This is a genomic window from Streptomyces sp. WMMC940, from assembly GCF_027460265.1.
GTDB lineage: Bacteria > Actinomycetota > Actinomycetes > Streptomycetales > Streptomycetaceae > Streptomyces.
Map to the genome: position 1 here is coordinate 3010111 of NZ_JAPZBC010000001.1, position 10976 is coordinate 3021086.

The 10976-nt window shown below is 71.4% G+C and carries 7 protein-coding genes; 2 read left to right on the top strand and 5 right to left on the bottom strand.

Translation table 11 applies throughout. The annotated features are described in order from the left end of the window. The first annotated feature begins 219 nt into the window (after positions 1-219). A complete protein-coding gene (locus tag O7595_RS13200; protein ID WP_269728894.1) occupies positions 220-1899 on the top strand; it encodes an RNA ligase family protein in 1680 nt (559 codons plus the stop codon). Further along, entirely contained in the window at positions 1900-4896 is a 2997-nt protein-coding gene (locus tag O7595_RS13205) for a poly(A) polymerase (RefSeq protein ID WP_269728895.1), read from the top strand. It begins immediately after the preceding gene. 239 nt (positions 4897-5135) lie between these two features. Here O7595_RS13205 and tuf read toward each other — a convergent pair whose 3' ends face one another. From tuf to O7595_RS13230, 5 genes are all read right to left on the bottom strand, one after another. Then, positions 5136-6329: an elongation factor Tu gene (gene tuf, locus O7595_RS13210; protein WP_017949669.1), complete on the bottom strand. Its 1194-nt coding sequence runs from the start codon at positions 6327-6329 to the stop codon at positions 5136-5138. A gap of 152 nt (positions 6330-6481) precedes the next feature. Further along, positions 6482-8608 (bottom strand): elongation factor G, encoded by a 2127-nt coding sequence (gene fusA, locus O7595_RS13215; protein WP_269728896.1) that lies wholly within the window; start codon positions 8606-8608, stop codon positions 6482-6484. Positions 8609-8647: 39 nt separating this feature from the next. Further along, positions 8648-9118 carry a 30S ribosomal protein S7 gene (gene rpsG, locus O7595_RS13220; protein ID WP_100108597.1) on the bottom strand — a complete coding sequence of 157 codons (471 nt, stop codon included), beginning with the start codon at positions 9116-9118 and terminating at the stop codon, positions 8648-8650. 2 nt (positions 9119-9120) lie between these two features. Then, the gene (gene rpsL / locus O7595_RS13225; RefSeq protein WP_003948652.1) at positions 9121-9492 is read right to left on the bottom strand and encodes a 30S ribosomal protein S12; all 372 of its coding nucleotides are present in this window, start codon (positions 9490-9492) and stop codon (positions 9121-9123) included. Between the two features lie 397 nt (positions 9493-9889). Then, positions 9890-10774 carry a hypothetical protein gene (locus tag O7595_RS13230; protein ID WP_269728897.1) on the bottom strand — a complete coding sequence of 295 codons (885 nt, stop codon included), beginning with the start codon at positions 10772-10774 and terminating at the stop codon, positions 9890-9892. Positions 10775-10976: the final 202 nt, after the last annotated feature.

Here is a 10976-nt window from a genome sequence, read left to right on the forward strand (position 1 = left end):
GAGGCAACCCGCCGCCGGCGCGGCGCCGGCTGACGGGGGAAGGGACCGGCCGCAGGACGTGGGCGAGAGGCGGGGGCCGCCGCCGTACCCCGGGGCCACCGCCCGCAGGTCCCCCCGCGGCACCGGGCGCCCGGCCCCCGGCTATTTCGGTCGAGCACCGTCGTACCCCCCGCCTACAGTGGCGACGCACCGCATGAAGTGACGGGGGGACGGATCACCATGGGCCGGCATCCGGCGCGTACGCACTATCCGCGCACGCCGCACCTGCCGTGGTCGCCCGGCGCGTCGAGCGACGACATACGGACCGGGGACCTCGCCGCGCTGCACGGCCGGGAGGTCGTCGTCACCGAGAAGCTCGACGGCGAGAACACCACGCTGTACGGCGACGGGCTGCACGCACGGTCGCCCGACTCCGCGCACCATCCGTCGCGGGCCTGGGTGAAGGCGCTCCAGGGCCGCATCGCCGACCGGATCCCGGCGGGTTGGCGGGTGTGCGGGGAGAACGTGTACGCCCGGCACTCGCTCGCCTACGACGACCTGGAGAGCTGGTTCTACGGCTTCTCCGTCTGGGACGGCGACGGCCGCTGCCTCGACTGGGACGGCGGCTCGGACTTCCTGCGCGGACTCGGAATCCCCGTGCCGCGCGTGCTGTGGCGCGGGGTCTTCGACGAACGGGCCCTGCGGCGGCTCAAGGTCGACACCGAGCGCCACGAGGGGTACGTCGTCCGCACAGCCGGTGGCTTCGCCGCCGAGGAGTTCCGTCACCGGGTCGCCAAGTGGGTCCGGCCGGGACACGTCCGCACCTCCACCCACTGGATGCACGCCGCCGTCGTGGTGAACGGACTGGCACCGTCCGCCGCGCTGTGGGCGGTGCGGTCGGGGGCGGCACCGGACCCGGCCGCCCTGCTCGAGGCGGTAGGACTGCCGGACGGCGACGCCCGGGCCGCCGGCGACGTCGCCGCCCGTCTCGGCGGCACCGGGGACGAACGGCTCGCGGGCGTGCTCGCCGGACTGCTGCACACGCGGCACCGCGGGACGCTCGCCGGCCGGCTGGCCCGGCCGCTCGGTCTCCCGCTCGCCCGGCGCGTCGCCGATCTCGTCGGCCTGCACACCGGGCTGCACCGCCCCTACCCCGACGAGCAGCGCCGGACCGGGCTGCTGCGGATGTCGTACGCCGTCGGCCTGGACGCGCTGCACGCCGTCGCCGCCGCGACCGCCCCGGACGCGGCGGCCCGTGAGCAGGTCGAGTGGTCCGCCCTCCACGCCGAGGAGGTACGCCCGATCGGTCCGCTGCGGGAGGCGTTCGCCGGGCTGGACCCGGAGGCCGCGGCCCGCTGCCTGGGCGAGGCCCGTGAGGCGTACGCGCTGGGCCGCGTCGGGACCGTCGAGGAGGCCGTCGCGGCCACCTGGCGCCGGCGCTCCGGGAACTTCCCGCGGCTGATCCACCTGGTCGGCCCGTCCGGCAGTGGCAAGAGCACCTTCGCCCGGGCGCTGCGAGGCGTCGACGCGTACGTCTCGCTCGACGCCCTGCGCGAGGCCCGCGGCGCCCGCGGCGCCCGCGCGGACCAGAGCGCCAACGGCGAGATCCTCCGGCGGGGCCTCGACCGGCTCGGCACCGCGCTGGCGGAAGGTGCGACGGTGGTATGGGACGCCACATCCCTCAACCCGCACCAGCGGTCCCTGGTGCACGCGGTCGCCCGCCGCCGCGACGCCCTGGTCACCCACGCGGTGGTGCTCGTCGACGAGGACGAGCTGGTCCGGCGCAACGAACGGCGACCGCACCCGGTCCCGGCGGAGGTGCTCACCGCGCAGGTGCGCCGCTACGTGCCTCCGTACCCCGGTCAGGCGCACCGCACCTGGTACATCGGCGCGGGCGGCACGATCGAGGAGGAGGCGTAGGTGCGTACCAGCGAGGAGATCTACCACCGGGTCCGCTGGGACCCGCGCTTCGACCCGGCCCGTTTCGTGATGGGCGTCCACCAGCGCGCCGCCGCGCCGAAGCGGATACGGCTGGAGGACTTCGACCCCTCCGGGGAGATCCCCTGGCACCGGGTGCTGTTCTTCGAAGCGGACGGCGAGGTGGTGTGGGACCGGTCCGCGGGAGTGGACCGGATCGACGCCACCGGCGCCGGACGGGTGCGGAACCCCCGCAGGCTGCGCGCCCCGTTCTTCGCCGCCCGGACGCCCCACGCCTGGGACCCCGCGCACGGCTGGGCGCCGTACGCGGGGGACGACGCGCACGGGACAACCGCCGGGGCGCGGCGAGCCGCACCGGCCACGGCGGGCCTGCGCGTACTGACCTGGAACACCCTGTGGGACCGGTACGACCGCGACCGCATCGACACCGCCCGGCGCAGACCGCTCCTGCTGGCCGCCCTGCGCGGTGCCGACGCCGACGTCATCGCGCTCCAGGAGGTCGAGGCGGAGCTGCTCGCGATGCTGCTCGCCGCCCCCTGGGTGCGGGAGTCGTACACGCTGGGCACCGACCCGGACGGCAGGGACGTCGGAGAGTGCGGCCTGCTGCTGCTCAGCAGGCTGCCCGTGCGTGAGGCGGCCCTCCACGCCCTCGGCCCGCACAAGGCCGTCGCCGCGGTGGTGGTGGAGATGGCCGGGGGCCCGGCCACCGTCGCCGTGACGCATCTGAGCAGCGACCACTCGGAGGACGGGCCGGCCCGTCGGGACGCCGAGCTGGGCCGGCTGGCCGAGGCGCTGGCGGGCGTCGAGGGCGAGGTGCTCCTGCTGGGGGACTTCAACGACGGCGGGGACACGCCCGCGACGGCGCTCGGGCTGCGCGACGCCTGGACCGAGGCGCACGGACCGGCCGACCGCACACCTACCTTCGATCCGGGCGTCAATCCGCTGGCCGCGGTCTCGTCGAGGAGCGGCCGGGCCGCCCGGCTCGACCGGGTGCTGGTCGGATCGGAGGGGCTGCGGGTGGATGCGGCGGCACTCCTCGGCGACACCCCCACGCCCGGCGGGCTGTACGTCTCCGACCACTACGGCGTCATGGCCGACCTGAGCCCGGGTGACCCGGTGCCGGGAGCCCGCAGGCCGGAGGGAGCGGGCGGCACCCCGGCCTCGGGGTCCGGCGCCGGTGCGGTTCCCGACGCGTCGCGGACGACGACGGACGCGCGCGGGGGTTCCGTCGCGAGCACCGCCGCCGACGGGCCGGCCGGGGTGCTCGCCGTCCGGCCCACGCCCCGGACGGCCGTCGCCTGGCTCCCGCCGGACGAGCTGTGGCCCCCGATCCAGCACATCCGCCGTGAGCACGACCGGCAGATCCGGCGCTGGCCGCCGCACGTCAACCTGCTCTTCGGCTTCGTACCGGAGTGCGACTTCGAGCGGGCGGCGCCGCTGCTGTCCGCCGCGGCCTCCGGCACGCCCCCGTTCACGGCGCGACTCGGAGGGGTGCGCAGCTTCCGGCACCGGGAGGACTCCACCGTCTGGCTCGACCCGGCGGCGGACGGAGCGGAGCCGTGGGACCGGCTGCACGGAGCACTCGCCGAGCGCTTCCCCCGCTGCACGGGCCGCACCGACGGCTTCACCCCGCACCTCTCCCTCGGCCGGACCCGCCGTGCGCACGAACTCGCCGCCCACTGCGAGGCCCTGCTCGGCAGCGTGACGGCGCGCGTGGGCGACGTCGTCCTGCTGTCGCGGCGCGCTGACGAGCCCATGCGGGTACGGGCGAGGGTGGGACTCGGCAGCGGCGAGGTGCGCTGGGAGCCGGAGGAGAACGACGCGGCCGCGCCGGCCGCCGAGGACCCGGACCGCGCGGAGCACGCCCGACGCACCACACGGCGCATCGCCGAGGCGCTGGCCGACGGCGTCGTGCACCTCGCCGGCTCGCGGCGCATGGGCTGTGCGCTGCCCGGCGCGGACCTCGACCTGGTGGCCGCCCTGCCGGGCACGACCGGGCCGGGAGAAGTACGGGCCCGGCTCGCCGCGGCCCTGCCGGAGGCGGAGGACGTGCGGGAAGTGGTGGGGGCGCGGGTGCCGGGCCTGCGGCTGCGGATCGGCGGGCTGGCCGTCGATCTCGTCCTGGTGTCCACCGGACCGATGGACCCGGACGAGGCCGTCGCCCGCCGGGCCGAGCTGGGCGGGGCCGCGGCCGTCGCACTCAGCGCCGTCAGCGACGCCGATGCCGTGCTGGAGCTGGCGGGACCGCGTCGGGAGGCGTTCGTGCGGCTGGCCCGGGAGGTCAAGGCGTGGGCGAGGGCACGCGGACTGGACTCGGCCCCGTACGGCGGGCTGCCCGGGCTGGCGTGGGCGCTGCTGTCCGCCCGCACGGTGCGCGAGGCGGGGGAGCTTCCCGCAGCCGAGCTGCTGGGACGGTTCTTCGCGACGTGGGCGATGGCCGACTGGAACGAACCCGCGGTGGCGACCCCGACGGAACCGGTCCGTTCCTGCACCGCGCAGGCCGGCCCAGGCTTCCGTGAGCTGCTGGCCCAGGAGCTGTTCCGGGCCTGGGAAGTCGTGGAAGCGGCCGTTCCCGCCGGCGCGGGCGCACCCGCCTCGGGCGGCCCGACGTCCGCCGGCCTCCCCTGGGCCGAGCTGCTGGCACCGCCTCCCCTGCACCGTAGGCACGCCGCCTGGGCCGTACTGACCGTGCCCACCGGTCCGGACGAGGGCAGGGTCCGGGGCCGGGTGCGCGCCCTGGTCACCGCGCTGGAGGAGGCGGGCGCGGCGGACGTCCACGCCTGGCCCCATCCGTTCGCCTCCGGCCCCGCGGAGGTCCGGTACGCGATCGGGCTCGGCGCCACTCCCCCGGACCGGGCCGGCCTCGCGAGGATCGCCGAGCGCTGGCTGCGCGGGCTGTCCGGAACCTCACTGAGCTGGGCCGACTGCGGCGACGTCCCGACCCTCCGGGCCCCGTCCACTGCTGCGGACGGGGCGTGACCACACGCCGGACCCCGGCTTCCGTCCGCTCACGCGGAGACGGGCGCGTCACGCTGTGATCCGCGAACGGCAGCGCGCAGGCCCTCCCCGCCGAAGGCGTCGCCCGGCCGGACCGGGCCCCCTCGCGCGGACCAGGACCGGGGGAGCGCCCGGACGCACGAAGAGGCCCCGCACCTCACGGTGCGGGGCCTCTCGCTTGCAGCTCGCTGCGGAGCTACCAGGTCGGACCGTCGAGGAACTTACTTGACGATCTTGGTGACCTGGCCGGCGCCGACGGTCCGGCCACCCTCACGGATGGCGAACTTCAGGCCCTCCTCCATGGCGACCGGCTGGATCAGCTGGACGGACATGGTGGTGTTGTCGCCCGGCATGACCATCTCGGTGCCCTCGGGGAGGGTCACGACGCCGGTCACGTCCGTGGTACGGAAGTAGAACTGCGGGCGGTAGTTGTTGAAGAACGGGGTGTGACGGCCACCCTCGTCCTTCGACAGGATGTAGGCCTGGGCCTCGAACTCGGTGTGCGGGGTGACCGAGCCCGGCTTGATGATGACCTGGCCGCGCTCGACGTCCTCGCGCTTGATGCCGCGGAGGAGCAGACCGACGTTCTCACCGGCCTGGCCCTCGTCGAGCAGCTTGCGGAACATCTCGATGCCGGTGACCGTGGTGGTGGTCTTCTCCTGCTTGATGCCCACGATGTCGACGGTCTCGTTGACCTTGAGGACACCACGCTCGATACGACCGGTGACGACGGTGCCACGACCGGTGATCGTGAAGACGTCCTCGATCGGCATCAGGAACGGCTTGTCGACGTCACGCTCGGGCTGCGGGATCGCCTCGTCGACGGCGGCCATCAGGTTCAGGACCGACTGGCCCCACTCCTTGTCGCCCTCGAGAGCCTTGAGCGCCGAGACCTTGACGACCGGAACGTCGTCGCCCGGGAACTCGTACTCGGAGAGGAGCTCACGCACCTCGAGCTCGACGAGCTCCAGGATCTCCTCGTCGTCCACCATGTCGGCCTTGTTCAGGGCGACGACGATGTACGGAACGCCGACCTGGCGGGCCAGGAGCACGTGCTCCTTGGTCTGCGGCATCGGGCCGTCGGTGGCGGCGACCACGAGGATGGCGCCGTCCATCTGGGCGGCACCGGTGATCATGTTCTTGATGTAGTCCGCGTGACCGGGGCAGTCGACGTGGGCGTAGTGACGCGACTCGGTCTGGTACTCGACGTGCGCGATGGAGATGGTGATACCGCGCTGGCGCTCCTCAGGAGCCTTGTCGATCTGGTCGAACGCCGAGGCCTCGTTCAGGTCCGGGAACGCGTCGTGCAGCACCTTGGTAATGGCGGCCGTGAGGGTCGTCTTACCGTGGTCGATGTGACCGATGGTGCCGATGTTGACGTGCGGCTTAGTCCGCTCGAACTTCGCCTTCGCCACTGGGGTCCTCCTGTGGAGTGGTTCTGTACGCCTTACTCATCGGCGCCAGGGTGATCTTTGCTGGTGGTGCCGACCGCCGGGACGAGCCTCACGGGTTCGCGGGGAACGCCCCGACGGTTCGGCGTCAAGCCTAAAGCGTGTACTCGGGTGAGTTACTCGCCCTTGGCCTTCGCGATGATCTCCTCGGCGACGTTCCGCGGAACCTCGGCGTAGGAGTCGAACTGCATCGAGTAGCTTGCGCGACCCGAGGTCTTGCTGCGGAGGTCGCCGACGTAGCCGAACATCTCCGACAACGGCACCAGGCCCTTGACGACGCGGGCACCGGCACGCTCCTCCATGGCCTGGATCTGGCCACGGCGGGAGTTGATGTCACCGATGACATCGCCCATGTAGTCCTCGGGCGTGGTGACCTCAACGGCCATCATCGGCTCGAGGAGAACCGGGGACGCCTTGCGCGCGGCCTCCTTGAAGGCCTGCGAACCGGCGATCTTGAACGCGAGCTCGGAGGAGTCGACCTCGTGGTAGGCACCGTCGAGAAGCGTGACGCGGACGCCCGTCATCTCGTAGCCGGCGAGGATGCCGAACGACATCGCCTCCTGGCAGCCGGCGTCCACGGAAGGGATGTACTCCTTCGGGATGCGGCCACCGGTGACCTTGTTCACGAACTCGTAAGCGGCGTCGCCGCCCTCGATCGGCTCGACCGCGATCTGCACCTTGGCGAACTGACCGGTACCACCGGTCTGCTTCTTGTGGGTGTAGTCCACGCGGTCCACCGACTTGCGGATGGTCTCGCGGTACGCGACCTGCGGCTTGCCGACGTTGGCCTCGACCTTGAACTCGCGCTTCATCCGGTCGACGAGCACCTCGAGGTGAAGCTCGCCCATACCGCCGATGACGGTCTGGCCGGTCTCCTCGTTGGTGTGCACCTGGAAGGAGGGGTCCTCCTCCGCGAGACGCTGGATGGCGACACCCAGCTTCTCCTGGTCGCCCTTGGACTTGGGCTCGATCGCGACCTCGATGACCGGCGCCGGGAAGTCCATGGACTCCAGGATGACCGGGTTCTTCTCGTCCGCGAGCGTCTCACCGGTGGTGGTCTGCTTCAGGCCCATGACGGCGACGATGTCACCGGCGCCCACCGAGTCGATCTCCTCACGCTTGTTGGCGTGCATGCGGTAGATCTTGCCGATGCGCTCCTTCTTGCCCTTGACGGAGTTCAGCACCGCGGTGCCGGACTCCAGGCGGCCCGAGTAGACCCGGACGAAGGTGAGCTTGCCCAGGTGCGGGTCGCTCATGATCTTGAAGGCCAGGGCGGCCAGCGGCTCGGTGTCGGCCGGCTTGCGGCGCACGACCTGCTCGGCGTCCTTGACGTCGTGGCCCTCGATGGCTTCGACGTCGAGCGGCGACGGCAGGTAGCGGACGACCGCGTCGAGCAGGGGCTGCACGCCCTTGTTCTTGAACGCGGTGCCACAGAACACCGGGGTGACCGTGGTGCCCTTGCCCTTGCCGGAGGCGATGGTGATACGACGGATCGCGGCGTACAGCTGCTCCTCGGAGGGCTCCTGGCCCTCGAGGTACAGCTCCATGATCTCCTCGTCGTTCTCGGCCACGGCCTCGAGCAGCTTGCCGCGGTACTCCTCGGCAGCCTCGGCGTGGGTGTCCGGGATGTCGACGACGTCGTACATCTCGCCCTTGGCGGCCTCGGCGGACCAGACCAGGGCCTTCATGCGGACCAGGTCGATGACGCCCTTGAAGTCGGCCTCGGCACCGATCGGGAGCTGCATGACGATCGGCTGCGCACCCAGGCGGTCGCTGATCATGTCGACACAGCGGTGGAACTCGGCACCGGTGCGGTCGAGCTTGTTCACGAAGCAGATACGCGGCACGCCGTATCGGTCGGCCTGGCGCCACACGGTCTCGGACTGCGGCTCGACGCCGGCGACGCCGTCGAACACCGTCACGGCACCGTCGAGCACACGCAGGGAGCGCTCCACCTCGACGGTGAAGTCGACGTGACCCGGGGTGTCGATGATGTTGATGGTGTGGTCGACGTCCTCGAGCGGCCAGTGACAGGTCGTCGCGGCGGACGTGATCGTGATGCCGCGCTCCTGCTCCTGCTCCATCCAGTCCATCGTGGCAGCGCCGTCGTGGACCTCACCGATCTTGTACGAAACACCGGTGTAGAACAGGATGCGCTCGGTGGTGGTCGTCTTGCCCGCGTCGATGTGGGCCATGATCCCGATGTTGCGGACCTTGGCCAGGTCAAGCGAAGTGGTAGCCATAAGGCTTTCGTCTTCTCTCGGTTCTCGATGGGGTTGCGACTACCAGCGGTAGTGCGCGAAGGCCTTGTTGGACTCGGCCATCTTGTGCGTGTCCTCGCGCTTCTTGACCGAAGCGCCGAGGCCGTTCGAGGCGTCGAGCAGTTCGTTCATGAGGCGCTCGGTCATGGTCTTCTCGCGGCGGGCGCGCGAGTAGCCCACGAGCCAGCGCAGGGCCAGCGTGGACGCGCGGCCGGGCTTGACCTCGACCGGGACCTGGTAGGTGGCGCCACCGACACGGCGGGACTTGACCTCGAGCGCCGGCTTGACGTTCTCGAGGGCGCGCTTCAGCGTGATGACCGGGTCGTTGCCGGTCTTCTCACGGAGGCCTTCCATGGCGCCGTAGACGATGCGCTCGGCGGTGGAACGCTTGCCGTTCAGCAGGATCTTGTTGATCAGCGAGGTCACCAGAGGAGAACCGTAGACCGGGTCGATGATGACCGGGCGCTTCGGGGCGGGGCCCTTACGAGGCATTCTTACTTCTCCTTCTTGGCGCCGTAGCGGCTGCGGGCCTGCTTGCGGTTCTTGACACCCTGGGTGTCGAGGGAACCACGGATGATCTTGTAGCGAACACCCGGCAGGTCCTTCACACGGCCACCGCGCACGAGCACGATGGAGTGCTCCTGCAGGTTGTGTCCCTCACCCGGAATGTAGGCCGTGACCTCGATGCCCGAGGTCAGACGCACACGCGCGACCTTACGGAGGGCCGAGTTCGGCTTCTTCGGGGTGGTCGTGAACACACGCGTGCAGACGCCGCGACGCTGAGGGGAACCCTCGAGTGCGGGCGTCTTGTTCTTCTCGACCTTGTCCTGCCGGCCCTTCCGGACCAGCTGCTGGATCGTAGGCACTACTTCTCCGGTTTCTGTGTGCCGTGTAGTAAAGCTAACCTGGAACGTCGCCGACCCACGCGGTCGGGTGTGTCGAATACCGCGGACCCCCGCCGAAGGCGGAAAAGGCGCAGATTACGGTGGCCGGTGCAGGCTCCTCGTACGGTTGTAGGCACGCACGAGGGCCAGGGCACACCCCAGGCACAAGGTCTGAGCGTACCTACCGCACCGAGTTCGGTCAAAACAAATGGGACGGGGGGCGACACGCCGGAAGGGCCGCCGACAGGGTCCGATGCCGCGGTGGCCCCTCGGACGCCCCGCATCGACCGGGAACGGGGCGCCACTGCGAAGGTGCGCGCACGTGGAGTACGGCCGCCGGCGAGGTGGCCCAGCCCCCTCCCAGCACGGACGGGCCGGGCTACTCGTCCGAGAAGATCGCGTCGGCGGAAGGAGCGGTGACGGCTCGCCGGAGCCAGTGGCGCAGGGTCTCGGGATCGCCGCAGCCGGTGACGCGCTCACGAACCGCCTCGGGCACGGCGATACCGCGCTCCGCCAGGACGTCCAGGACGTCCTCGGCCGCGCGTCGCGCCTCGCCCTCGGCACGGCCCTCGTCGCGGAGTTCCTCGGAGAGGGGCGACTTGTAGAAAGAGAGGTCCACGGCCACCAGTTTCCTCCATGTCTCTGCGGCCGGGTACGTGCCCAGGCCCTGTGCGATGAGTTCGACGATCGGGTTGGCGAGGGCTGCGGGCGTGTCCTGCAGCACGTTGGTCATTGCCTTGAGTATGGCCCCGATGTCCGGATTCGCAGCCTGGGTGATCGCGGACAGTGTGGCGAGCGCGAGGTCCTTGCGCACTTCGGCCGGGTCGGTGAGCACCGGCATGTTGTGCGGCCCCGCGACGAGCGGGTGCAGGGTGAGCAGCGGCCACTGGGGAGGGCCGAAGCGGACCGGCCGAGCCGCCCATTCGGCGGTCGCGCGGTCCTGGCAGACGACCAGCAGCATCGGCTGCAGCCGGTACTTCGCGAGCAGGTACGAGGCGTAGTAGGCCCAGCTCGCGGGCTTGTCCGGGTCCTTTCCGCCCTGGGCCTCGACGGCGAGAAGGAACGGCTCGTCCCCTTCCGTCTCCAGCCTCAGCAGGGTGTCGACGCGTCGTTCGAGCGGGCGGGTCTCGGTGAGGTCGGTGGGCAGGACGGTGACCGAGGTGGGTGGGGCGAAGTCGACGCCGAGCACCTCGGACACCCCGGAGAAGAGGCCCGGGTGGTCCTGGAAGATGCGGTGCATCGCCTCGTGGGACGAGCTGACCATAAGGGTTCCTGTGCAGGGAGTGGACGTACGTGAAGGCGCCAGGCGCCGCGCGGCACATGCAGGAGGCACGTGCCGCACGACGAGCGTAGTTGCGCAAGGAAGCCTGAATCAGGGCCAGTTGGCGACGTTCACCCCAAGTGGTGACCCTGTGTGGATTCCCATGCGGCGGCCGCCAGGTCAGCGGCTCGGACCGGCCCACTCC

Coding starts and splice junctions, on each gene's coding strand:
- O7595_RS13200 (WP_269728894.1), top strand. CDS start 220: ATGGGCCGGCATCCGGCGCGTACGCACTATCCGCGCACGCCGCACCTG.
- fusA (WP_269728896.1), bottom strand. CDS start 8,608: ATGGCTACCACTTCGCTTGACCTGGCCAAGGTCCGCAACATCGGGATC.
- rpsG (WP_100108597.1), bottom strand. CDS start 9,118: ATGCCTCGTAAGGGCCCCGCCCCGAAGCGCCCGGTCATCATCGACCCG.
- O7595_RS13230 (WP_269728897.1), bottom strand. CDS start 10,774: ATGGTCAGCTCGTCCCACGAGGCGATGCACCGCATCTTCCAGGACCAC.